The 23871-nt window shown below is 56.8% G+C and carries 26 protein-coding genes; 17 read left to right on the top strand and 9 right to left on the bottom strand.

What is annotated here, in order from left to right; genetic code table 11:
- Positions 1 to 153: 153 nt before the first annotated feature.
- The 12 genes from MT962_RS05515 to gstA all read left to right on the top strand — a co-directional run bounded on the left by MT962_RS05515 (position 154) and on the right by gstA (position 12070).
- Positions 154 to 1554, top strand: a complete 1401-nt coding sequence (locus tag MT962_RS05515) for a GH1 family beta-glucosidase (protein ID WP_024561601.1) — start codon at positions 154 to 156, stop codon at positions 1552 to 1554.
- Between the two features lie 182 nt (positions 1555 to 1736).
- Positions 1737 to 1952 (top strand): transcription modulator YdgT, encoded by a 216-nt coding sequence (ydgT, locus tag MT962_RS05510; protein WP_024554387.1) that lies wholly within the window; start codon positions 1737 to 1739, stop codon positions 1950 to 1952.
- Between the two features lie 98 nt (positions 1953 to 2050).
- Positions 2051 to 2494 (top strand): DUF2569 domain-containing protein, encoded by a 444-nt coding sequence (locus MT962_RS05505; RefSeq protein ID WP_024557656.1) that lies wholly within the window; start codon positions 2051 to 2053, stop codon positions 2492 to 2494.
- Between the two features lie 74 nt (positions 2495 to 2568).
- Positions 2569 to 3150, top strand: coding sequence for an electron transport complex subunit RsxA (gene rsxA, locus MT962_RS05500; protein WP_024557657.1), 582 nt, complete (start codon positions 2569 to 2571; stop codon positions 3148 to 3150).
- On the top strand, positions 3150 to 3728 hold the full coding sequence (gene rsxB, locus MT962_RS05495; RefSeq protein WP_024557658.1) for an electron transport complex subunit RsxB: 579 nt from the start codon (positions 3150 to 3152) through the stop codon (positions 3726 to 3728). Before rsxA ends, rsxB begins: the two co-directional genes overlap by 1 nt.
- Positions 3721 to 6243: an electron transport complex subunit RsxC gene (gene rsxC, locus MT962_RS05490; RefSeq protein ID WP_247364902.1), complete on the top strand. Its 2523-nt coding sequence runs from the start codon at positions 3721 to 3723 to the stop codon at positions 6241 to 6243. Before rsxB ends, rsxC begins: the two co-directional genes overlap by 8 nt.
- Positions 6244 to 7296, top strand: a complete 1053-nt coding sequence (rsxD, locus tag MT962_RS05485; protein ID WP_024557660.1) for an electron transport complex subunit RsxD — start codon at positions 6244 to 6246, stop codon at positions 7294 to 7296.
- 9 nt (positions 7297 to 7305) lie between these two features.
- The gene (gene rsxG / locus MT962_RS05480) at positions 7306 to 7935 is read left to right on the top strand and encodes an electron transport complex subunit RsxG (protein WP_024557661.1); all 630 of its coding nucleotides are present in this window, start codon (positions 7306 to 7308) and stop codon (positions 7933 to 7935) included.
- The gene (locus tag MT962_RS05475; RefSeq protein ID WP_024557662.1) at positions 7928 to 8614 is read left to right on the top strand and encodes an electron transport complex subunit E; all 687 of its coding nucleotides are present in this window, start codon (positions 7928 to 7930) and stop codon (positions 8612 to 8614) included. The genes rsxG and MT962_RS05475 overlap by 8 nt, the downstream gene beginning before the upstream one ends.
- Entirely contained in the window at positions 8614 to 9249 is a 636-nt protein-coding gene (gene nth, locus MT962_RS05470) for an endonuclease III (RefSeq protein WP_024557663.1), read from the top strand. Before MT962_RS05475 ends, nth begins: the two co-directional genes overlap by 1 nt.
- 602 nt (positions 9250 to 9851) lie before the next feature.
- Positions 9852 to 11357 carry a dipeptide/tripeptide permease DtpA gene (dtpA, locus tag MT962_RS05465; protein WP_024557664.1) on the top strand — a complete coding sequence of 502 codons (1506 nt, stop codon included), beginning with the start codon at positions 9852 to 9854 and terminating at the stop codon, positions 11355 to 11357.
- Positions 11358 to 11467: 110 nt separating this feature from the next.
- On the top strand, positions 11468 to 12070 hold the full coding sequence (gene gstA, locus MT962_RS05460) for a glutathione transferase GstA (RefSeq protein WP_024557665.1): 603 nt from the start codon (positions 11468 to 11470) through the stop codon (positions 12068 to 12070).
- A 39-nt stretch (positions 12071 to 12109) separates the two neighbouring features.
- Here the strand turns inward: gstA and pdxY are convergent, their stop codons facing one another.
- The 5 genes from pdxY to anmK form a co-directional block, all read right to left on the bottom strand.
- Positions 12110 to 12970: a pyridoxal kinase PdxY gene (gene pdxY, locus MT962_RS05455; RefSeq protein WP_024557666.1), complete on the bottom strand. Its 861-nt coding sequence runs from the start codon at positions 12968 to 12970 to the stop codon at positions 12110 to 12112.
- A 74-nt stretch (positions 12971 to 13044) separates the two neighbouring features.
- Positions 13045 to 14319: a tyrosine--tRNA ligase gene (gene tyrS / locus MT962_RS05450; protein ID WP_024560999.1), complete on the bottom strand. Its 1275-nt coding sequence runs from the start codon at positions 14317 to 14319 to the stop codon at positions 13045 to 13047.
- Positions 14320 to 14461: 142 nt separating this feature from the next.
- A complete protein-coding gene (gene pdxH, locus MT962_RS05445; RefSeq protein WP_024557668.1) occupies positions 14462 to 15118 on the bottom strand; it encodes a pyridoxamine 5'-phosphate oxidase in 657 nt (218 codons plus the stop codon).
- Positions 15119 to 15175: 57 nt separating this feature from the next.
- Positions 15176 to 15499 (bottom strand): C-type lysozyme inhibitor, encoded by a 324-nt coding sequence (gene mliC, locus MT962_RS05440; RefSeq protein ID WP_247364900.1) that lies wholly within the window; start codon positions 15497 to 15499, stop codon positions 15176 to 15178.
- 93 nt (positions 15500 to 15592) lie between these two features.
- Positions 15593 to 16717, bottom strand: a complete 1125-nt coding sequence (gene anmK, locus MT962_RS05435; RefSeq protein ID WP_024557670.1) for an anhydro-N-acetylmuramic acid kinase — start codon at positions 16715 to 16717, stop codon at positions 15593 to 15595.
- Positions 16718 to 16970: 253 nt separating this feature from the next.
- Here anmK and slyB point away from each other — a divergent pair, with 253 nt between their 5' ends.
- A complete protein-coding gene (gene slyB, locus MT962_RS05430) occupies positions 16971 to 17438 on the top strand; it encodes an outer membrane lipoprotein SlyB (RefSeq protein WP_024557671.1) in 468 nt (155 codons plus the stop codon).
- A gap of 57 nt (positions 17439 to 17495) precedes the next feature.
- Here slyB and slyA read toward each other — a convergent pair whose 3' ends face one another.
- Complete coding sequence (gene slyA, locus MT962_RS05425) at positions 17496 to 17936, bottom strand: transcriptional regulator SlyA (protein WP_024561720.1); 441 nt, start codon at positions 17934 to 17936, stop codon at positions 17496 to 17498.
- 199 nt (positions 17937 to 18135) lie between these two features.
- Between slyA and MT962_RS05420 the strand changes: the two genes are divergently transcribed.
- From MT962_RS05420 to MT962_RS05410, 3 genes are read left to right on the top strand one after another with little or no spacing between them, the layout of a single operon-like run.
- On the top strand, positions 18136 to 18345 hold the full coding sequence (locus tag MT962_RS05420; RefSeq protein ID WP_029697080.1) for a DUF1656 domain-containing protein: 210 nt from the start codon (positions 18136 to 18138) through the stop codon (positions 18343 to 18345).
- A 3-nt stretch (positions 18346 to 18348) separates the two neighbouring features.
- Complete coding sequence (locus tag MT962_RS05415; RefSeq protein ID WP_024557674.1) at positions 18349 to 19248, top strand: HlyD family secretion protein; 900 nt, start codon at positions 18349 to 18351, stop codon at positions 19246 to 19248.
- A gap of 4 nt (positions 19249 to 19252) precedes the next feature.
- The gene (locus tag MT962_RS05410) at positions 19253 to 21289 is read left to right on the top strand and encodes an FUSC family protein (RefSeq protein ID WP_247364886.1); all 2037 of its coding nucleotides are present in this window, start codon (positions 19253 to 19255) and stop codon (positions 21287 to 21289) included.
- Here the strand turns inward: MT962_RS05410 and sodC are convergent.
- The 3 genes from sodC to MT962_RS05395 all read right to left on the bottom strand — a co-directional run bounded on the left by sodC (position 21282) and on the right by MT962_RS05395 (position 23077).
- Positions 21282 to 21803 (bottom strand): superoxide dismutase [Cu-Zn] SodC, encoded by a 522-nt coding sequence (gene sodC, locus MT962_RS05405; protein WP_024557676.1) that lies wholly within the window; start codon positions 21801 to 21803, stop codon positions 21282 to 21284. The genes MT962_RS05410 and sodC overlap by 8 nt on opposite strands.
- Before the next feature lie 80 nt (positions 21804 to 21883).
- Entirely contained in the window at positions 21884 to 22780 is an 897-nt protein-coding gene (locus tag MT962_RS05400) for an aldo/keto reductase family oxidoreductase (RefSeq protein WP_048887372.1), read from the bottom strand.
- Between the two features lie 57 nt (positions 22781 to 22837).
- Entirely contained in the window at positions 22838 to 23077 is a 240-nt protein-coding gene (locus MT962_RS05395; protein WP_247364883.1) for a DUF1289 domain-containing protein, read from the bottom strand.
- A 193-nt stretch (positions 23078 to 23270) separates the two neighbouring features.
- Between MT962_RS05395 and MT962_RS05390 the strand changes: the two genes are divergently transcribed.
- Positions 23271 to 23858: a TetR/AcrR family transcriptional regulator gene (locus MT962_RS05390; RefSeq protein ID WP_247364880.1), complete on the top strand. Its 588-nt coding sequence runs from the start codon at positions 23271 to 23273 to the stop codon at positions 23856 to 23858.
- Positions 23859 to 23871: the final 13 nt, after the last annotated feature.

The raw sequence follows: 23871 nt of genomic DNA, 5'->3' as shown, positions 1-23871 counted from the left end.
TTGACCCGGCCGCTTTTTTTCGCCAGCTGACGTACGCTCAGGTGGAAAAGTGATTCTGCTCGCATTTCTGAAACCGGTTTCGGAAACCGGTTGCAGCGTAAAACGCCCGCTGTCTACACTGCCTGTAAACTAACCCCCTCAAGGAGTGAATCAATGTCTCAATTTCCTGAACATTTTCTCTGGGGCGCCGCCACGGCAGCGTATCAGGTTGAAGGCGGTTTCGACGCCGACGGCAAGGGCCCTTCCATTTGGGATATTTTTGCCCATCAACCCGGCGCCACTTACCAGGGCACCAATGGCGACGTCGCGGTCGATCATTACCACCGTTTTCGCGAAGATGTCGCGCTGATGGCGGAAATGGGAATGCAAAGCTACCGCTTTTCCATCTCCTGGCCTCGTCTGCTGCCGAAGGGTCGCGGCGAGGTGAACGAAGCGGGTGTCGCTTTTTACAGCGAGCTTATCGACGCCCTGCTTGAGCACAACATTGAGCCGATGATCACCCTTTATCACTGGGACCTGCCGCAGGCGTTGCAGGATGAAGGCGGCTGGGAGATGCGCTCGACCGCAGAGGCGTTTGTCGAGTACGCGCGTCTCTGTTACGAGCGCTACGGCTCACGCGTTAAGCTCTGGGCGACCTTCAACGAAACTATCGTCTTCATCGGCCATGGCTATGTCACTGGCAGCCATCCGCCAGCGGTAAAAGATCCGGCGCGCGCCATTCAGGCCTGCCATCACGTCTTCGTCGCGCATGCGCTGGCCGTCAAAGCGTTTCGCGAAAGCGGCATCAAGGGGCAAATTGGCTTCGTCAATGTTCTGCAACCGCACACGCCGTTAACCGATTCGCCAGAAGATAAAGCGGCCGCCGCTCTTGCTGACGGTATTTATACCCACTGGCTTTACGATCCGGTATTGAAAGGCGAGTACCCGGCGGAGCTGGTTAGCCAGACTCAGGCGCTGTGGGGCGTGCCCCGCTTCGCGCCGGGCGATGACAGCCTGCTGAAAGAGAACATCGGCGATTTTATCGGCCTTAATTATTACCGTCGCGAAACCGTAGTGGCGAATAATGAAGAGACGCAACTGAAGGCCAACCACAGCGGCGAGCGCAACAGCGGCCACGAATTTGGCTTTAAAGGCTTATTTAAGTTTGTCCGTAACCCGAACGGCGTCTACACCGACTGGGACTGGGAGATTTGGCCGCAAGGCTTAACCGACGGCATTATGCAAATTAAAGCCCGCTACGGCGACGTGCCGATTTACATCACGGAAAACGGTCTCGGCGCGAAAGACCCTATTATTGATGGCGAAATCGTTGATGATGCACGAATTGATTATTTGCGCATGCATGTCGACGCTATGGAAGAGGCGATGCGCCAGGGCGCCGATGTGCGCGGTTACTACCCCTGGTCATTTATTGATTTATTAAGCTGGCTTAATGGTTATCAGAAACAATATGGTTTCGTCTATGTCGATCACCATGCCGGCCTCGCCCGTAAACGTAAAAAGAGTTTCTTCTGGTATCAGAAGCTTATTGCCAGCCGCGGCGAACAGCGTTAATCTTGCACTCCGTCAGGCGCCATCCGGCGCCTGCACTCTTTAAATGAAAGAAAAGTCTTAAATGTCCCCTGCGGCGTTTAAGAATTCTGCGCCCCTGCTTGTTTCCATTTATTATTTATCCGGCCCCAGCGGTCCGGTTTACTACGCTCTTTTTTATTTCTGTTACGCGGATACTTTTAAACATGACAGTTCAGGACTACTTATTAAAATTTCGTAAGATCAGCTCGCTCGAAAGTCTGGAAAAACTGTTCGACCACCTCAATTACACCCTTACCGATAATCAGGAGATGATTAATATGTACCGTGCCGCGGATCACCGGCGCGCCGAGCTGGTGTCCGGCGGACGGCTGTTTGACCTGGGACAGGTGCCGAAATCGGTCTGGCGTTACGTGCAATAATCACGACAGGTAGCATTCAGGACGAAAATCCTTATAATTCTGGCACTGTATTTTGTTCGTTGTCATTCATTGGCTCAATGCATAACCCGGGAGGTAACATGACCGCCACGCCTGCAATGCGCATCGGAGGCTGGTTACTGGCGCCTCTCGCCTGGCTGCTGATGACGCTGCTTAGCACCACTATCGCCGTGGCCTTTTACCTGTTGGCGATCGCCTCGCCGCAAACGCATCAGGCTTTAGCGGCGCAAAGTGCGTCGACAGTGGCGCTGTGGTATTTCTCGTTCGTTTTCGCGCTGGCCATCTGGGGCTACACCCTGTGGCTGGCGGTGATGTTTTTTAAACGCCGCGCAGGCGTGCCAAGGCATTACATTATCTGGCTGCTGCTCACCGTTCTGCTGGCCATTAAATCTTTTGCCTTCGCGCCAGTGAGCGACGAGCTGGCGTTGCGTCAGCTGCTGTTTCCGCTGTTGGCGGCAGCGCTGCTGGTGCCTTATTTCAAACGTTCGAAGCGCGTGAAGCAGACGTTTGTCAACGCTAAATAACCTTACACATTCTCTGTTGTCGCTCCCGGCGCATTGCCTGATAATGAGCGGCTTTTTTCGTTTCAGGTCGAATAATGTCTGACTACTTACTCTTATTTGTCGGAACGGTACTGGTAAATAACTTCGTACTGGTGAAGTTTCTCGGCTTATGTCCGTTTATGGGCGTCTCTAAAAAGCTGGAATCGGCTATCGGCATGGGAATGGCGACGACCTTCGTGATGACGCTCGCCACGATTTTCTCCTGGATTATTGACCACCTGATTCTGGTGCCGCTCGGTCTGGTCTACCTGCGTACGATGGCCTTTATCCTGGTTATCGCGGTGGTGGTGCAGTTCACCGAAATGGTGGTGCGCAAAACCAGCCCGGCGCTCTATCGTCTGCTCGGTATCTATCTGCCGCTTATCACCACTAACTGCGCGGTGCTGGGCGTGGCGCTGCTGAGCATTAATCTGGGTCATAACTTTCTGCAATCGGCGCTGTATGGCTTTTCCGCCGCCGTGGGCTTCTCGCTGGTGATGGTGCTGTTCGCCGCCATTCGCGAACGTCTGGTGGTTGCCGATGTGCCGCTGCCGTTTCGCGGCAATGCCATCGCGCTGGTCACGGCCGGGCTGATGTCTCTGGCCTTTATGGGCTTTAGCGGGCTGGTGAAGTTCTGATGAATATGATTGTCATTGCCGTCGTCGCTCTCACGCTGCTGGCGCTGGTGTTCGGCATGCTGCTGGGCTACGCCTCGCGTCGCTTCGCCGCCGAGGAGGACCCGGTGGTGGACCAGGTCGATGATCTGTTGCCGCAGAGCCAGTGCGGACAGTGCGGCTATCCAGGCTGTCGCCCCTACGCGGAAGCGGTGGCCAATAATGGCGAAAACATTAACCGCTGCGCCCCTGGCGGCGAGGCGGTAATGCTGAAGATAGCCACGCTGCTGAACGTTGAACCGCAACCGATTGACGGCGACGCCGCCGCGCCGGAGCCGGCGCGCATGCTGGCGGTTATCGATGAACCTAACTGCATCGGCTGCACCAAATGTATTCAGGCCTGCCCGGTAGACGCCATCGTCGGCGCTACGCGCGCCATGCACACCGTTATGAGCGATCTCTGCACCGGCTGCAACCTGTGCGTAGACCCCTGCCCGACTCAATGTATTGAAATGCGCCCGGTCTCACCGACCCCGGACAGCTGGAAATGGACTTTAGAGACGATCCCGGTGCGCATGATCCCAGTGGAAAACCATGCTTAAGTTATTTTCTGTTTTCAGAAAAGAGAAAATCTGGGACTTCGACGGCGGCATTCATCCGCCGGAGATGAAAACCCAGTCCAACGGCACGCCGCTGCGCCATGTGCCGCTGCCAGGCCGTTTTATTATCCCGCTGAAGCAGCATATCGGCGCGGAAGGCGAACTGTGCGTTAAGCCCGGCGATACAGTGCTTCGCGGTCAGCCGCTGACGCGCGGCCGCGGACGAATGCTGCCGGTGCACGCGCCGACTTCCGGCACCGTCATCGCCATTGCCCCCCACTCCACTGCGCATCCTTCCGCGCTGGCGGAGCTGAGCGTGATTATCGAGCCCGATGGCAAAGATGAGTGGATAGCCCGCGAAGGCTGGGCCGACTACCAGAGCCGCAGCCGCGAAGCGCTTATAGAGCGGATTCATCAGTTTGGCGTGGCCGGGCTTGGCGGCGCGGGTTTCCCTACCGGCGCCAAACTGCACGGCGGCGGCGATAAGATCGAAACGCTGATTATCAACGCGGCGGAGTGCGAACCTTACATAACCGCAGACGATCGGCTGATGCAGGAGTGCGCCGCGCAGATTATCGACGGCGTGCGCATTTTGATGCATATCCTGCAACCGCGCGAAGTGCTGATTGGTATTGAAGATAACAAGCCGCAGGCTATCTCGATGATGCGGGCCGTGCTTTCGGGCGAGCATGATATTCGCCTGCGCGTGATCCCCACCAAATACCCTTCCGGCGGCGCGAAGCAGCTTACGCAGATCCTGACCGGCAAGCAGGTGCCGCACGGCGGGCGCTCGTCCGATATCGGCGTGTTAATGCAAAACGTTGGCACCGCTTACGCTATCAAGCGCGCCATTATCGATGGCGAACCGCTGACGGAGCGCGTCGTTACGTTGACCGGCGAAGCGGTTTCCCGCCCCGGCAACGTCTGGGCGCGCCTTGGCACCCCGGTGCGCCATCTGCTGGAGTTCAGCGGGTTTATTCCCACCTCCGGGCAACTGGTTATCATGGGCGGCCCGCTGATGGGCTTCACGCTGCCGTTCCTGGACGTGCCGGTGGTGAAAATCACCAACTGCCTGTTGGCCCCCTCTGCAACCGAAATGGGCGAGCAGCAGGAAGAGCAACACTGCATTCGTTGCAGCGCCTGCGCGGACTCCTGCCCGGCCGACCTGCTGCCGCAACAGCTTTACTGGTTCAGCAAAGGGCAGCAGCATGATAAAGCGACGGCGCACAACCTTGCCGACTGCATAGAGTGCGGCGCCTGTGCGTATGTCTGCCCGAGCAACATTCCGCTGGTGCAGTATTTCCGCCAGGAAAAGGCGGAGATCCGCGCCATCGCAGAAGAAGAGCGCCGCGCCGCTGAGGCGAAAGCACGTTTTGAAGCGCGCCAGGCGCGTCTGGAGCGTGAAAAAGCGGCCCGCCTTGAGCGTCACAAGCAGTCTGCGGTACAGCCTTCCGGCGAGAATAAAGATGCCGTCGCCGCCGCCCTTGCCCGGGTTCGCGCCCGTAAAACCGATGCTGCCGAACCTGTGGTGGTGCAGGCGGGCGCGAAACCGGATAACAGCGCGGTGATCGCCGCTCGTGAGGCGCGCAAAGCCGAAGCGCGCGCCCGTCAGGCTGAAAAAGCGCAAGCCGAAATGGCGGCGAACAGCTCCGTTCCTGCCGTCGAGGCGACCGAACCGCAAAGTATCGCCGACCCGCGCAAAACCGCCGTTGAAGCCGCCATCGCCCGCGCCAAAGCGCGTAAAGCGGCGCAGCAGGCGGATGCGCAACCGGTGCACACAGATACGGCGACAACCGAAGACGCCGCCCCGATCGACCCGCGCAAAGCCGCCGTTGAGGCTGCCATCGCCCGCGCCAAAGCGCGTAAAGCGGCGCAGCAGGCGGATGCGCAACCGGTGCAAACAGAGGCGGCGGCAACCGAAGACGCCGCCCCGGTCGACCCGCGTAAAACCGCCGTTGAGGCCGCCATCGCCCGCGCCAAAGCGCGTAAAGCGGCGCAGCAGGCGGATGCGCAACCGGTGCACACAGATACGGCGGCAACCGAAGACGCCGCCCCGGTCGACCCGCGCAAAGCTGCCGTTGAAGCCGCTATCGCCCGCGCCAAAGCGCGTAAAGCGGCGCAGCAGGCGGATGCGCAACCGGTGCAAACAGAGGCGGCGACAACCGAAGACGTCGCCCCGGTCGACCCGCGCAAAGCCGCCGTTGAGGCTGCCATCGCCCGCGCCAAAGCGCGCAAAGCGGCGCAGCAGGCGGAAATGAATACAGCAGAAACGGAAATTGCAACGGCAGTGAAAGAGGCGGCGACACCGGCGCCCGTTGACCCGCGCAAAGCCGCCGTTGAGGCCGCCATCGCCCGCGCTAAAGCGCGCAAAGCGGCGCAGCAGGCTGACGCTGAAAACGCGGCATCCGATGCCGCTAACGAAGAAGAAGCGGAAGATCCCCGTAACGCTGCAGTTGCCGCCGCGATTGCCCGGGTACAGGCTCGCAAAGCCGCTCAGCAGGTTGTTAACGAGGAATAAATGGTTTTCAGAATCGCAAGTTCGCCCTACACGCACAATCAGCGCCAGACATCGCGCATTATGATGCTGGTGACGCTCGCCGCCGTGCCGGGCATCGCCGTCCAGACCTTTTTCTTTGGCTATGGCACGCTTATTCAGGTGCTGCTGGCGATAGCCAGCGCCCTGCTCGCCGAAGCGCTGGTGCTGCGCTTACGGAAAATATCGGTGAAAGCCATTATTCGCGATAATTCCGCGCTGCTGACCGGGCTGCTGCTTGGCATCAGCATTCCGCCGTTAGCGCCATGGTGGCTGGTGGTGCTTGGTACTGTTTTCGCTATTATCATCGCGAAGCAGCTCTATGGCGGCCTGGGGCATAACCCTTTTAACCCCGCGATGATAGGCTACGTAGTGCTGCTTATCTCTTTCCCGGTGCAGATGACCAACTGGCTGCCGCCGCAGCAGATCGCCGCCACCGTTCCGGGTCTGGTTGATGCGCTGCAGGTGATTTTCCACGGCGTGACAGTTAACGGCGATACCATGACGCAGCTGCGCATCGGCATTGATGGCGTAAGCCAGGCCACGCCGCTGGATACCTTTAAAACCGGCCTTCATGCCGGCCATCCGGCGGCGGAACTGCTGCAGCAGCCGATTTACGGCGGCACATTAGCCGGGCTTGGCTGGCAGTGGGTGAACCTGGCTTATCTGGCGGGCGGCCTGTTCCTGCTCTGGCGCGGTACAATTCGCTGGCATATCCCGGTGAGTTTTATCGCCACGCTCACGATCTGCGCCACGCTCGGCTGGTGGCTGGCGCCGGAGAAATTTCTCTCGCCATTGCTGCACCTGTTGTCGGGCGCGACCATGCTCGGGGCGTTTTTCATTCTTACCGATCCGGTGACGGCATCAACGACCAACAAAGGCCGCCTGGTTTTTGGCGCGCTGGCGGGTCTGCTGGTATGGCTTATTCGCAGCTTTGGCGGCTACCCGGACGGCGTGGCTTTCGCCGTGCTGCTGGCGAACATCACCGTGCCGCTTATCGATTATTACACCCGTCCGCGGGTTTACGGTCATCGCTAAGGAGCGCCTGTGCTGAAGACGATACAAAAACATGGGACCACCCTTGCGGTATTCGCCGCGCTGACCACCGGCTTAACGGCGATGGTGAATGCGCTCACCAAAACGACTATTGACAACCAGGCCCTTCTCCAGCAAAAACAGCTGTTCGACCAGGTATTGCCTGCGGAACTTTACGATAATGACCTGCAGCAAAGCTGTTTCGTGGTGAGCGCGCCTGCGCTGGGCGCGGGTGAAAAACAGCTGTGGGTTGCCCGTAAAGGTGATACGCCCGTCGCGGTAGTGATGCAGGCGACCGCGCCGGATGGCTATTCTGGCGCTATTCAGCTGCTGGTCGGCGCTGATTTTCACGGTAAAGTGCTGGGTACCCGCGTTACCGAGCATCATGAAACCCCGGGCCTTGGCGATAAAATCGAAACTCGCATCAGCGACTGGATCACCCACTTTGCCGGAAAAGTGATTCAGGGGAGCGATGATGCGACCTGGGCGGTAAAAAAAGATGGCGGCCAGTTTGACCAGTTTACCGGCGCGACCATTACCCCGCGCGCGGTCGTAAACGCGGTGAAGCGCGCTGGCCTGTATGCCCAAACGCTGCCGCCGCAGCTTGCCGCCCTTCCTTCCTGTGGAGAAAGCCATGAATGACGTAAAATCGATTCTGGTCAATGGCCTGTGGAAAAACAACTCAGCGCTGGTGCAGCTGCTTGGGATGTGCCCCCTTCTGGCGGTGACCTCCACGGCGACTAACGCTCTGGGTCTGGGCCTTGCCACCACGCTTGTGCTGACGCTGACTAACGCTTCGATTTCCGCCTTCCGTAAATGGATGCCTGCGGAAATTCGCATCCCTATCTACGTGATGATTATCGCCGCCGTGGTCAGTATTGTTCAGATGCTGATTAACGCCTATGCGTTTGGTCTTTATCAGTCGCTTGGCATTTTTATCCCGCTGATTGTGACTAACTGCATCGTGGTGGGTCGCGCAGAAGCGTTTGCGGCGAAAAACGGGCCGCTGCTGTCGGCGCTGGACGGCTTCGCCATCGGCATGGGCGCTACCGGCGCGATGTTTGTGCTGGGCTCTTTACGTGAAATCCTCGGCAACGGCACGCTGTTTGACGGCGCAGACGCGCTGCTGGGCGGCTGGGCGAAGGCGCTGCGCGTGGAAGTGTTTCATACCGATACCCCGTTCCTGCTGGCGATGCTGCCGCCGGGCGCCTTTATCGGCCTTGGCATGATGCTCGCCATCAAATATCTGATTGATGAAAAAATGAAGGCGCGCCGGGCGGCGCAGGCTGCGGTTGTGGCGGGCAAAACGGAAAAAGCCTGATGAACAAAGCGAAACGCATAGAAATACTTTCGCGCTTGCGCGAAAACGATCCACACCCTACGACCGAGCTGAATTTCACTTCTCCCTTTGAGCTGTTGATTGCAGTGCTGCTTTCCGCGCAGGCGACGGATGTTAGCGTAAATAAAGCGACCGCGAAGCTCTACCCCGTCGCCAACACGCCGCAGGCGATGCTGGACCTCGGCGTGGAAGGCGTAAAGGAATACATCAAAACCATCGGGCTGTTTAACAGTAAAGCGGAGAACGTGATTAAAACCTGCCGCATTTTACTGGAACAGCATGGCGGCGAAGTGCCGGAAGATCGCGCTGCGCTCGAGGCGTTGCCAGGCGTCGGGCGTAAAACGGCAAACGTCGTGCTTAATACAGCGTTTGGCTGGCCGACTATCGCCGTGGACACGCATATTTTCCGCGTCTGTAACCGTACGCAGTTCGCGCCAGGGAAAAATGTGGAACAGGTGGAAGAAAAACTCCTGAAGGTGGTGCCTGGGGAGTTTAAGGTTGATTGTCACCACTGGCTTATCCTTCACGGTCGTTATACCTGCATTGCCCGCAAACCCCGCTGCGGCTCCTGCCTGATTGAAGATCTCTGTGAATATAAAGAGAAAGTCTATTCATAATGCTTCGCCCGCGCCGTTGCGGGCGAATGTGAGCTTTCTCACCGATCATTTTTCACTCTTTACAACTTTTTAGCCCTTATTTGGCCTTGCTGCGACTGATTAAACTCGGCGATAAACCACCTTGCCAGGTTAAACGTTTTTTTTCGACAGGAAATTTCTATAACTTTGTGACAGAAATCACATCAATAACATCATGTTAATTTTCTGTTGTTAAAGCGCTGCAAAATGCCGCGTATAGCCTGCGCTGACACGCTTTTTTGCCGCACATCTGTCGGTATATTTGCCTCTATCAGGTCGCAATCACTGGTACGCGGGCAAATCAGCAGAACATATAACCTTTAAACCTTTGACGGCGGCTTAAATCAGATAAAATATCTGATATTGAGGTTAACAAAAAATTTAACGCTGACTCAGGTTTTGTTTTCGTGGGTAATATCCTGGCCGAGATAAATGTAACGGATTATTACAAAGGTATTGCCTGACAGGCCAGGATAGTGAACATTACCCGCCGTTTCTCACCCTAATAAAAATAAAGGGCATGCCGCACAGGCAATGCGCCGCTAAGACTCCCGTTAATACGGGGCGTAAAAAAAGAGGTATATGTGTCGACTGCAAACAATAAACCAGCAGAAAGCGTGAGCATTAACGCTTTCAAACAACCGAAATCGTTCTATCTCATTTTCTCTATCGAATTGTGGGAGCGTTTTGGTTACTACGGCCTGCAAGGGATCATGGCCGTCTACCTGGTGAAACAACTGGGTATGTCCGAAGCGGATTCCATCACTCTGTTCTCCTCTTTTAGCGCACTGGTTTACGGCCTGGTCGCCATCGGCGGCTGGCTCGGCGATAAAGTGCTCGGCACTAAACGCGTCATTTTCCTTGGCGCAACGGTGCTGGCGATTGGTTATGCGTTGGTGGCCTGGTCTGGTCATGACGCCGCTATCGTCTATATGGGGATGGCAACTATCGCGGTAGGTAACGGCCTGTTTAAAGCCAACCCGTCTTCGCTGCTCTCTACCTGCTATTCGAAGGATGACCCGCGTCTCGACGGCGCTTTCACCATGTATTACATGGCGATTAACATCGGCTCCTTCTTCTCTATGCTGGCCACACCGTGGCTGGCGGCGAAGTTTGGCTGGAGCGTGGCTTTCGCGCTGAGCGTGGTCGGTATGGTGATAACCATTATCAACTTCGCCTTCTGCCGTCACTGGGTGAAAGAGTATGGCTCAAAGCCGGACTTCCAGCCGCTGCACTTCGGCAAGCTTATCGCCACCATTGCGGGCGTGGTAGTACTGGTAGCCATCGCCACCTGGCTGCTGCATAACCAGGGAATCGCTCGCATTGCGCTGGGCGTTATCGCGCTGGGCATCGTGATTATCTTCGGTAAAGAGGCGTTCGCCATGCACGGCGCAGCGCGTCGTAAAATGATCGTCGCGTTTATCCTGATGCTGGAAGCGGTTGTGTTTTTCGTGCTTTACAGCCAGATGCCAACCTCGCTGAACTTCTTCGCGATCCGTAACGTTGAACACGCTATTCTGGGTATCGCCTTCGAGCCGGAACAGTATCAGGCGTTGAACCCGTTCTGGATAATGGTAGGCAGCCCTATTCTGGCCGCTATCTATAACAAAATGGGCGACCGTCTGCCGATGCCGCATAAATTCGCTATCGGTATGGTGCTGTGCTCCGGCGCGTTCCTCGTGCTGCCGCTGGGCGCGAAGTTTGCCAGCGACGCGGGTATCGTCTCGGTGAACTGGCTTATCCTGAGCTATGCCCTGCAGAGCATCGGTGAGCTGATGATCTCGGGTCTGGGTCTCGCGATGGTCGCACAGCTGGTGCCGCAGCGCCTGATGGGCTTCATCATGGGCAGCTGGTTCCTGACCACCGCTGGCGCGGCAATCATTGCCGGTAAGGTAGCCAACCTGATGGCGGTGCCGGAAAATGTTACCGACCCGCTGATGTCGCTGGAGGTTTATGGTCGCGTCTTCATGCAGATTGGCATCGCAACGGGCGTTATCGCCGTACTGATGCTGCTGACCGCGCCGAAACTGAACCGCATGACGCAGGATGACGACAAAGCGGCGAAAGCTTCCGAAACCGCAACGGCGTAATTCTCATCACGAAACCTTATTCAGCCGCTAACCTTTGGGTTAGCGGCTTTTTTTTTGCCCCGCCGGGCACTACCATACTGTGATAATTCATCGCTAACGAGGAGCGACTCATGAAGCTGTTTTACAAAGCAGGTGCCTGTTCCCTTTCACCCCATATTGTTTTACGCGAATCGGGTCTCGATTTTACGCTGGTGAAAGTAGACCTGGCGGCGAAAAAAACCGAAAGCGGAGATGATTTTTTCGCCATCAACCCTAAGGGGCAAGTACCGGCGCTACAGCTTGATGACGGCTCGATGCTGACAGAAGGCGTGGCGATTGTGCAGTATCTGGCGGATAAAGTGCCGGACCGCCAGTTGTTGGCCCCGGCAGGCAGCATGACGCGCTACCACACGCTGGAATGGCTTAACTACATCGCCACCGAGCTGCACAAAGGCTTTTCTCCGCTCTTTCGCCCGGACACGCCAGAGGAGTACAAGCAGACCGTACGCGGCCAGTTAGAGAAGAAGCTACAGTATGTCAATGAAGAGCTGACGGATAAGCAGTGGCTGATGGGGCTGCGTTTTAGCGTTGCTGATGCTTATCTCTTTACCGTGCTGCGCTGGGGAAAAGCGGTGAAGCTGAATTTTGACGGGCTGGATAATATTGAGCAGTACCTGGCGCGTATGCAGGCACGTCCGGCTGTCGCGGCCGCGCTGGCGGCAGAAGGGCTTTGATGTTGCCGCTCTCCTTTAGCGGGAGAGCGGTTTAGTTTTTTACAGCGCGACGGCGGTAAAGTAGTGCTCCGGTTTGGCGATGCCATCCTGCGCCGCAACCACCTGCAGCTCATACTCGCCCATGCGCTTCGTTGTCACCATCACCTCGTAAACGGCGGCCGTCACGTGCTCCAGCGCGTCGCGAAGGCTCGCGCCCTGCAGCAGTTTCACCAGCAACAGACCGCTTGTGACATCGCCTACGCCGACGGGCTGACGCTCACCGAAATCCACCAGCGGGCGGCTGATGTGCCAGGCTTCATCCTTTGTCACCAGCAGCATTTCAAAGCGATCTTTATGGTAGCCCGCCCGCGCCAGATGTTTCACCAGCACAATCTTCGGACCCAGCGCGATGAGTTCACGTGACGTTGTCACCGCTTCTTCTACCGTATTCACTGCGTGGCCGCTCAGCAACTCCAGTTCGATTAAGTTCGGCGCGATAATATCGCTCGCCGGGAGCGCATAACGGGCATGGAATTCGGCTACGCCTGGCGCGACGATGCAGCCTTTTTCAGGGTGCCCCATGACCGGATCGCAAAAGTAGAGCGCCTGCGGATTGGCCTTTTTCACCTCGCGCACAATGCCCAGAATATGCTCGCCCTGCTCGGCTGACCCCAGATAACCGCTCAGCACCGCATCGCAGCGCTGCAGTTGGCCGATGGCGGCGATGCCCTGCACGATGTCGGTCAGGTGGGCCGGTGGCATCACCGAGCCTGTCCATTGCCCATACTGCGTGTGATTGGAAAACTGAACGGTATTCAGCGGCCAGACGTTGGCGCCGAGACGTCGCATGGGAAATTCAGCCGCACTGTTGCCGGCGTGACCAAACACCACGTGAGACTGGATGGCGAGGATGTTTTTCATGTTGCTTCCGGATGAATTGCAGGTGATAGCGAAAAATAAAGGGCGTGGTTTCCCACGCCCTTACTTGCTGAATATTATTTCCAGCAGACGAGGCAGTAATTCTTTTTACCGCGGCGCAGCAGCGTATAGCGCCCGAACAGGCGGTCGGCATCGCTGAAGGTGTATTCCGGGTCTGACTGTTTTTCACCGTTGATGGTGATGGCGTTCGAAGCGATGGTTTTACGCGCCTGGCCGCGGGAGGGCTGCAGCTCGGAATCGACCAGCGCCTGCTGGAGATCTGCCCCTTTTTCCATTTCAACCATCGGTACGCCGTCCTGGGCGAGCTGTTCGAAATCCGCCTCGCTCAGGTCGCTCAGAGTGCCGTTAAACAGGCTTGCGGTGATGCGTTTCGCCGCCACCAGCCCCTCTTCGCCATGCACCAGACGCGTCACCTCTTCCGCCAGCACATACTGGGCGCGCGGCGCTTTACCGCTGTTCTTATCTTCCTCTTCCAGCGCGTTGATCTCTTCAATGCTCATAAAGGTGAAGAACTTCAGGAAGCGGTAAACGTCGGCGTCCGCCGTGTTGATCCAGAACTGGTAGAATTTGTACGGGCTGGTTTTCTTCGGATCGAGCCACACCGCGCCGCCTTCGGTTTTACCGAACTTGGTGCCGTCTGATTTGGTTATCAGCGGTACGGTCAGGCCAAAGACCTGGTTCTGGTGCAGACGTCGGGTCAGGTCAATACCGGAGGTGATGTTGCCCCACTGGTCGGAGCCGCCGATTTGCAGCGCCACGCCGTGCAGCTTGTTCAGGCAGGCGAAATCGTAACCCTGCAGCAGGTTGTAGGAGAACTCGGTAAAGGAGATGCCCACATCATCACGATTCAGGCGTTGCTTCACCGCTTCTTTGTTAATCATCTGGTTAACAGAGAAGTGTTTGCCGATGTCACGCAGGAACGTCAACACGTTCATGTTGCCGAACCAGTCATAGTTGTTGGCCGCGATGGCAGAGTTTTCGCCACAATCGAAGTCAAGGAAAGGCGCAACCTGACGGCGGATTTTCTCCACCCATTCCTGCACCGTATCCTCGGTATTCAGTTTACGTTCAGTGGCTTTGAAGCTTGGATCGCCGATAAGTCCGGTTGCGCCGCCTACCAGCGCGACCGGCTTATGGCCGGCCATCTGAAAGCGCTTAAGGCACAACAGGGGAACCAGATGGCCCAGATGCAAGCTGTCAGCGGTAGGATCGAAGCCGCAATAAAGGGCGATTGGCCCCTGCGCCAAACGCTGCGCTAATGCTTCTTCATCCGTTACCTGAGCCACAAGGCCCCGCTCCTGCAATTGCTTGATCAAATTGCTGCTTGCCATCAATTTCTCCATCTGTTTACGACTGCACCTTTGCCGGTACACGGCTTTTCGCCCGCTGGCGAATACGTTAAAAATTCAGGGAGGCATAGAATAAAGCGCTGTGCCCGGTTGCGCCAGCGCTTCGCACAAGAAAATCCCTCACTCAGGGGGCGAGACGATCGATTTTCCAGCCCGCGCCTTCGCGCTGGTATAAAAAGCGGTCATGCAGGCGGTGTTCTCCGCCCTGCCAGAATTCCATCTGTTCAATAGAGACGCGAAAACCACCCCAGAAACTCGGCAGTGGGATCTCCCCCTGCTGGAATTTCTGTTTGAGTTCAAGAAACTTACTCTCCAGCACGCCGCGCGCGGAAATGCGGCTCGACTGTTTGGAAACCCAGGCGCCAATCTGGCTGTCGCGGGGGCGGCTGTGGAAATACTTCATCACGTCAAGCGTAGAGAGACGCTCTGCTTTTCCGATAACCATCACCTGTCGCTCCAGCATATGCCAGGGAAACAGCAGGCTCACGCGCGGGTTGTGTTCAATATGATGCGCTTTACGACTGCCAAGGTTGGTGTAAAAAACCATGCCTTTTTCGTCGTAATGCTTAAGCAGGACGATGCGCTGGTAAGGTTGGCCGGTTTCATCTACGGTGGCGACCACCATGGCGGTCGGGTCGGCAAGCTGCGCTTCGCAGGCCTGGGCAAGCCAGCGTTCAAACAGAGGAAGCGGTTGGTCGGCGAGGTCGCGGCGGCGCAACCCGCCTTTGGTGTATTCACGGCGCAGATGCGCAATCTTTTGCAGAGAATCGTTATCAGACATGGCGTTACTAAACGTAATCGTTGGGTAGAGCTATTGTGCGCTCCACCCGGTTAAATCTCAACGCCTGGGATTTTGCAACTGGCAATTATGCAGCACAACGCGATCTTTTTCGTAAACGTCAGCCGTATCGCCCTTCGACCAGAAAACGTAAATGCCGTCGGTATAACGCGCGCCAGAGGCGGAGAGCCCCTGCTTAAGGCGCAATGATTTGTCGTTATAGATAAAGCTCACTTCCTGGCGAGTGTTATTGAGCGAAACGGTCAGCGGTTTTTCATCGCACTGGTATTCAAGCTTTTCCGTGTGCATACGCTCAACCAGATTGTTGTAATAACTACAGCCGGCAAGAAGCGAGGGAAGTAAAACAACAAGCAGTTTTTTCATGGGGCTATCCTGATGACTTTCTTTTACTTAGGGAAGCGGTATTCATCCTGTTTCAAAGGCAGTCTATCGGCTTCACCCCATGGGGTGAGTCGGCTAAATCCGATTCTGAAGCGGGTTTGCGGGGAAAATGGCGCCCAGCACGCTTGCCTGCGAAGCGCCGGTCACCGACGGCAGGTTGCCTGGCAATCCGGAAAGCGTGCGAAAAGCAAGCCAGGCAAAAGCCAGCGCTTCCATATCATCGCCGCTGATGCCCATCTCATCGGTGGTCGCAACCTCAATGCCTGGCAGCAGTCCGGCCAGTCGGTTCATCAGCAGCGGGTTTCGCCCGCCGCCGCCGCACACCAGCAGCCTTTCCCCACCACCGCTTAACAGCACTTGCTCAGCGATGGTAGTAGCCGTTAATTCCGCAAGCGTTGCCTGCACATCCTGCGCCGCCAGGCCCGGGAAGTGCGTCAACTGCCGTTCAAGCCAGCCGTAGTTGAAATATTCACGTCCGGTGCTCTTGGGCGCAGGCTGCGCGAAGTAAGGATCGCTGAGCATATGCTGAAGCAGCGGAATTATCACTTTGCCGCTGCTTGCCCACTGGGCGTCTTTATCATAAGCCTGCCCACGCTGGCGCCAGATCCAGGCGTCCATCAGCATATTGCCGGGACCGGTGTCATAACCGCGCACGGGTTGCTCGGGAAACAGCAGCGAGAGATTGGCGATACCGCCAATATTCAGCACCATGCGCCGCTCGACAGGATGCGCCAGCAGCGCGTGGTGAAAGGCGGGCACCAGCGGCGCGCCCTGCCCACCCAGCGCGATGTCGCGGCGACGAAAATCGCCCACCACGGTTACGCCGGTGCGCGCCACAATCTGATTATTATCGCCAATTTGCAACGTATGCGGCGCGTCGCCGCCCGGTTCATGCCAGACGGTTTGGCCATGGCAGCCGATAGCCATGACCTCTTCAGGCTTCAGCCTTTCCTGCGTCATTAACGCCTGTACCGCGTCGGCGAACAGTCTGCCCAGGCGCGTATCAAGCTGTCCCAGTTGCGAAAGCGTCAGCGTCTGGCCCTGACAGATGGCGAGAATATCCTGCTTAAGCGCGAGCGGGATAGGCCAGGTCAGGCTCGCCTGCTGGGCGACCATGCGTTCGTCGATCGCCGCCAGCACCACATCCACTCCGTCCAGGCTGGTGCCAGACATCACGCCAATATAGCGCCCCGATTTCATAGGCTTTCCTTAAAGGTTGACGGGTTGCCCGACCCGGAGTCAGGCAATTTGCTGCGTTAATAGTAATTATTCACCTGAATGACGCAATAAAAACGCGATGCAGTTTAAAAGGCGTTTACCCTGCGTTAAACCGGGTACTTTTACTATTTTTACATGGGAATGCATGAACAATATGAAACGTGGCCGTTTAATGCCATATAATTTAACTATCATGGATGCTCATCGGAGCATTGTTTGTAAACAGGAGATTTGCATGATTTCACGTGTGCTGGTGGTCTCGCTGGTGGGCTTAACGCTGGCGGGTTGTGTTAATAATGATAGCCTTTCAGGAGACGTTTATACCGCATCTGAAGCCAAGCAGGTGCAGAATGTCAGCTATGGCACCATCGTTAACGTGCGTCCGGTGAAAATTCAGGGCGGCGATGAGAACAACGTCATCGGCGCGCTTGGCGGCGCGGTGCTGGGCGGCTTCCTCGGCAATACCGTCGGCGGCGGCTCCGGGCGTTCGCTCGCCACCGCAGCAGGCGCAGTAGCAGGCGGCGTTGCAGGCCAGGGCGTCCAGGGGGCGGTGAACAAAACCCAGGGCGTTGAACTGGAAATCCGTAAAGATGACGGCAACACCATTATGGTTGTGCAGAAACAGGGCAATACCCGCTTCTCTGCCGGTCAGCGTGTTGTCCTGGCCAGCAACGGCAGCCAGGTTACGGTCTCTCCCCGCTAAAATAAAAGCGACCTGCATGCAGGTCGCTTTTTTACGCATTAACCGCAAACCGAGAAACTATCCTCTCTCCTGAAGTTCGTTGATATTCTTCTCCAGACGCGCAATCAGGTTCAACAGCGTGTTGAGTTCCGCCTCACTGATGCCGGAGAGAATTTCACCGCGCGTTTTACGGATCACATCTTCCATCTCCGTGATGATAGGTCGCGCTTTTTCCGTCAGCTTGATACGTTTTGCTCGCCTGTCGCTTGCGCAGGTGTGACGGGAGATCAGTCCCTTTTCTTCAAGCTGATCGAGCGTGCGCACCAGCGATGGCTGCTCAATGCCGATCGCTTTGGCGAGCTGTATTTGCGACTGGTCAGGCGGCAGCTCATGAATGTTATGCAGCGTGACCCAGTGCGTTTGCGTGAGTTCCAGAGGTTTGAGGCGATGGTCAATCAGAGCACGCCAGATGCGCACTAACCGTGCCAGATCAGAACCTAATGGCGATTCCAATTTCATCTCCTTATAATTAGCTTGCTAAGTTATTGTACTGATTTTAGACTAGTGTGCAGCATTTATTTAACTAAAACAAATGTCTTACTTTTGCGACTATCGCAGCGGCAATTATAATCAATCTATATCAGATGAACGAAGCCGCCACCCCGAATCGCTGCTCAAAGGATTATCAACCGTGTCGTGGTCTTTTCTCGCATCAGGCATGCCCCTCCAGGATTTAGTCGCAGGCGCATCCGTCTATTTTCCTCCCCTTTTCAAAGCGGTCATTATCGGCTTTTTCATCTGGCTCGCGCTTCATCACCTCCTGCGCGACTGGATGTATTCCGGGGAAATCTGGCACCCCACGTTAATGGACTTATCGCTTTTTACCCTTTCCGTCAGCCTTGGGCTGCTGATCCTGCTAGTGTGGTAAGCCATGCGCCTGAAAACGTTTAAATACTTCTCAACGTTAATTGTCTTTGCCGCCGCGCTGACGGCCGGTTGGCTACTGTGGACTTATTACATGCAGTCGCCCTGGACGCGAGACGGTAAGGTTCGTGCGGAGCAGGTTAATATTACGCCGCAAGTTTCCGGCACGCTGACGCGCCTTGCGGTGCGGGATAATCAGTGGGTAAAAGCAGGCAGCGTGCTTTTTACTATAGACGAAACGCCGTACCGTATTTCTGTTTTGAACGCGCAGGCCCAACTTGCCCGCGCCAGTTCAGACGTTGCGAAAGCGCATTCAGAGGTGGCGAAAGCCAATAACGAGGCGAACCGCCGTCGCCATCTGCCACGCAATTATATTTCTGCCGAAGATCTCGATACCGCGAATATCAGCGTGGAGGCCGCGCAGGCAAGCCTCGAGGCGGCAAAAGCGGACCTGAAAGCGGCGCAGGCGGCGCTTGAACAGGCGAACTGGCAGCTTTCACAAACAACAGTAAAAGCGCCAGTGGACGGCTGGGTTACTAATCTCTCAAGTCGCGCAGGCAACTACGCCACCGCCGGGCAGCCGGTTTTCGCGCTGGTCGACAGCCGCTCATTCTATGTGGTGGGCTACTTCGAAGAGACTAAGCTTCGTCATATTCGACCCGGTATTCCTGCTCGCGTAACGCTCTACAGCGGCCATCAGCAGTTAACCGGCAAGGTGGACAGCATCGGGCGCGCCATTTACGACCAGAGCGTAGAGAGCGACAGCGGGCTGGTCGCGGATATCAAACCCAACGTGCCCTGGGTCCGACTGGCGCAGCGGGTGCCCGTGCGTATTGCGCTCGATCCCGTGCCAAACGAACTGACGCTGGTTTCCGGCACCACCTGCACTGTCTCCCTCGGGCCGTAGCGCCATGAAGCCCGACTGGCTTGCCTTGCGAAATACGCCCTGGGGGAAAGCCAACCCCGGCCAATGGCGCTATGCGCTGCGCAACAGCATTGCGATGTGTCTGGCGCTCACTATCGCTTACGCTCTTGAACTTGATGAGCCTTACTGGGCGATGACTTCCGCCGCTGTAGTCAGTTTCCCAACCGTCGGCAGTGTGATAAGCAAAAGCCTCGGGCGTATCGCAGGCAGCCTGCTGGGCGCCGCCGCTTCACTTATGATTGCCGGGCACACGCTGAACGACCCCTGGTTTTTTACCCTCGCTATGGCAGCCTGGCTTGCGTTCTGTACCTGGGCCGCCAGCCAGTTTCTTAACAACGCCGCCTACGCCTTTCAGCTTGCGGGCTATACCGCGGCCATCATCGCCTTTCCGCTGGTCAATACGGTAGAAACAACGCAACTGTGGGATATCGCTCAGGCCCGCGTTTGCGAGGTTATCGTCGGTATTTTGTGCGGCGGCTTTATGATGATGCTGTTGCCCGGCAACTCCGATGGCACGACGCTGCTGACGGCGCTGAAAACTATGCAGACGCGGTTGCTGGAGCATGCCAGCCTCCTCTGGCAGCAGGAGACGACGGATAACATTCGCACCGCCCATGAAGGGCTTATCGGCCAGATCCTCACGCTTAACCTGTTGCGGATTCAGGCGTTCTGGAGCCATTACCGGTTCCGGCGGCATAACCTGTTGCTTAATTATCTGCTGCACCAGCAGCTAAGACTTACCAGTCTTATCTCCGGCTTGCGCAGGCTGCTGATGAACTGGCCTGACGCCCCGCCGTCTCTCTGGCCGCAATTGCAGACGCTGCTGCAGGCTCTGGCGCGACCGGGCGCGAGTAAATACAGCGTGTCGAGGATCCTCGCCCAGTGTTATCCCACCAATGCCGATGATTTTCGCCATCAGGCTTTCTGGCACCGGCTGCGCCATTTTTGCTGGGTATATCTCGACAGCGCTCGCTGGCTGCATGAAGTGGAGGATCACGCGCCGGAACGCGTCGTCTCTCCTCCCGCGGCCCCCGCTTTCGCCCGCCACGCGGATAATATTGAAGCGTTGTGGAGCGCGTTGCGCACCTTTTGCGTGATTACGCTTATCGGCGCATGGTGCATCAACACGCAGTGGGAATCCGGTGCCAGCGGCGCGCTGACGCTTGCAGCCATCAGCAGCGTGCTCTATTCCGCCTCGCCATCGCCGCACAACTCTTTGATGCTGCTGCTGCGCACGCTGGCGCTGCTTTCTCTTTTTAGCTTTGTGGTGAAATTTGGCCTGATGGTGCAGATAACCGACCTGTGGCAATTTTTGCTGTTTTTGCTGCCGCTGTTAACCACCATGCAGCTAATGAAGCTGCAACAGCCGAAGCTTGCCGGGCTATGGGGGCAACTGATCGTATTTATGGGCTCGTTTATCGCCGTAACCAATCCGCCCGTTTATGACTTCGCTGATTTTCTTAATGACAATGTGGCGAAAATCACTGGCGTTGCGCTCTGCTGGGTCTCGTTTGCGGTGCTGCGCCCCGGCTCAGACCAGCGAAAAGGCCGACGCCATATCCGCGCTTTGCGGCGCGGTTTTATCGACCAGTTAAGCCGCCATCCGGCCCAGAGCGAGAATGGCTTTGAATCGCTGGTGTATCACCATATCAGTCAGCTTAGCAACAGTAAGGAAGAGAGCGCGCGCCGCTGGCTGCTGCGCTGGGGCGTCGTTTTGCTTAACTGCTCGCATGTGGCGTGGCAATTACGCGACTGGGAGGCCCGTTCGGACCCTTTATCACGCGTTCGCGATAACTGCATCGCAACGTTAAGAGATGTGATGAGCGAAAAAGGCGTGCAGCAAAGGTCGCTGGCGGTCGCGCTGAACGAACTTGAGCGGGTGTATACGGTGCTTGCGAAGCATCATCAGCCGGATGCGCGACGGCTGGCGCAGCTAATCTGGCGGCTGTGGTGCTCGTTATCCCAACTGGAACAAGCGCCGCCGCCGGGTAACCCCAGCGACAGCGCAACGCGGCTTACTTGATAACGCCGCAGGCGTAACGTTCGCCGCCGCCGCCCAGGGGTTTAGGATGATCGGACATGTTATCGCCGCCCACATGCACCATCAGCGCTTTATTTTTTATTTCATCCAGCGATTTAAGGCGCGGCGCGGTTACGGGTTCGGTCGCCTTGCCATCATTATTAACCTGTAGCGCAGGCAGGTCGCCTAAATGGCCCGGACCTTTAGGCCCAAGATGCTTACCGGTATTTTGCGGATCGTAATGGCCCCCCGCCGCTTCTGCCGCCGCAGGTTTGCCTTCCTTCATAGCGGGTTCGCAAGAGCCTTTGGCGTGGATGTGAAAGCCATGGTCCCCGGGCGGCAAGGCCTTGAGGTCTGGGGCAAACTCCAGCCCGTTATCGGTTTCGCTGATTTTGACTGTGCCGATGGACTGACCAATCCCCTGAGGAGTGACGAGGTTCATTTCTACTTCTTCACTTGCCGCCTGGGCCGCGCCGCAGGCGAGCAGTGCCAACATTGCCAGACTAAAACGCTTCATGTTGCCTCCTGATCGGTTTTCTCGCTGGTAAGTCTATACCAGAGAGGGAGTTTTCACCGGGAGGCAACCTCTTTTCAGCATTAAGGCACGTCGTAACCCAGCGCCGCTTTACGGATGCGGAACCACTGCTGGCGCGTCATTTCCAGCGAAAGCGCCGGAATGGCGGCGCGCACGCGCTCAATCTTACCGGAGCCGATTATCGGCAGCGGCTGGGACGGCAGGCGCATAACCCAGGCGTAAACCACCTGTTCGATCGTTTCCGCGCCCAGTTCCTGCGCCACGTTCTGCAGCTCGTCACGCAGCGGCTGGAAGGCGGCGTCGTTAAACAGGCGCCCGCCGCCGAGACAGGACCAGGCCATCGGACGAATGCGCAGTTGCTGGAGCTGGTCCAGCGTGCCGTCAAGCAGCAGCGGCTGGTAGACCGGTGAAATTTCCACCTGGTTGGTGGCAAGCGTAAACGGCAGACGCGATTGCAGCAGCATAAACTGCGCAGGCGTAAAGTTTGATACGCCGAAGTGGCGGACTTTGCCGCTCTGATGCAGCGCGAGGAAAGCTTCCGCCACTTCGTCGGCATCCATCAGCGGGTCGGGACGGTGAATAAGCAGCAGGTCCAGAGAGTCGGTGGCCAGGTTTTTCAACGAGGTTTCAGCGCTGCGCAGGATATGCTCACGGCTGGTGATATAGTGCCCGAGGGTGTTTTCTTCCTTCGCCGTCGTGGCTATCCCGCATTTAGTCACGATCTCCATACGTTGGCGCAGGTGCGGCGCCAGACGGAGCGCTTCGCCAAAGGCGGCTTCGCACTGATAGCCGCCATAAATATCCGCGTGATCAACCGTGGTGATGCCTGCATCAAGGTGCGCTTCAATGAAGCTGACCAACTCACGGGCGGAGAATTTCCATTCCATCAACCGCCAGTAGCCCATCACCAGGCGGGAGAACTCCGGCCCCTGTGGTGCGAGGGTAATACGTTGAACCATCTCTCTTTTCCTCGGGATAAAATAAACACTGCGCCGGAGTATACGATAGTCGCACGATTAAAACAGTGAAGGCTGCTGGGGTTCTTCGGGCGGCTCGGATTTAGCCGCGCGCAGCTTACGCAGCAGGCGCTGGCGGCACAACCGCAGTACTTCCTGCTTTTGCGCATCGCTCATCTTCTGCCAGTTAAAACGCTCATCCCGACTGCGCAGGCAGCCGCGGCAGAACCCGCGCTCGTCGCTCTGGCAAATACCCCGACAAGGGCTGGGAACGGGGAAAAACTCTAGCTGCTCGGCCACAACGGCTCCTCATTAACAGAGTTGCTACAATTGAAGCCTCTCTTTTGAACGCTTGCAAGCCTGTAGCGGGTAAAGTGCGCTTTTGCACAAGCGTCTTCCTTGAATAAGCGCCGCGAAAAGTGACAACGTCACAGTAACGGACCATTGATTTACTGATACAGACTTGCATTAGACCGAATGGTCTAGTACGGTAATGGCCATGAAAACGCATGATACTGATACCCGCGAACACCTCCTTGCTACCGGCGAGCAGCTATGCCTGCAGCGCGGTTTTACCGGCATGGGGCTGAGCGAACTGTTGAAAACCGCAGGCGTGCCGAAGGGCTCGTTCTACCACTACTTTCGCTCTAAAGAGGCGTTTGGGGTAGCGATGCTGGAGCGGCACTATGCGCATTATCATGAACGGCTGCGCCAACATTTCGACCGCGCGGATCGCACCTACCGGGAGAAGATCCTCGACTGGTATCAGGAGACGCTGCGTCAGTACTGTCATCAGGGCACGATTAGCGGCTGTCTGACCGTAAAACTGTCGGCAGAAGTATGCGATTTATCAGAAGATATGCGCAGCGCGCTGGATAAAGGCGCCGCCCAGGTTATCGCGCTTCTCGCGCAGACCCTTGAGCACGGCATGGCGGAAAAAAGCCTCAACGGCGCGAATGATGCGCAAACGCAGGCGCAGGTGCTATATGTCTTGTGGCTTGGCGCCAGCCTGCAGGCCAAGATTTCCCGCAGCGGCGTGCCGCTGGAAAGCACGTTAAAACATGTAGAACAGATTCTTTGAGCGCCCGCTCAGG

Source organism: Franconibacter sp. IITDAS19, from assembly GCF_023079515.1.
Taxonomy (GTDB): domain Bacteria; phylum Pseudomonadota; class Gammaproteobacteria; order Enterobacterales; family Enterobacteriaceae; genus Franconibacter; species Franconibacter pulveris.
Note: the sequence above shows the minus strand (reverse complement) of the source record. Positions and strands in the feature narration are given on the sequence as shown.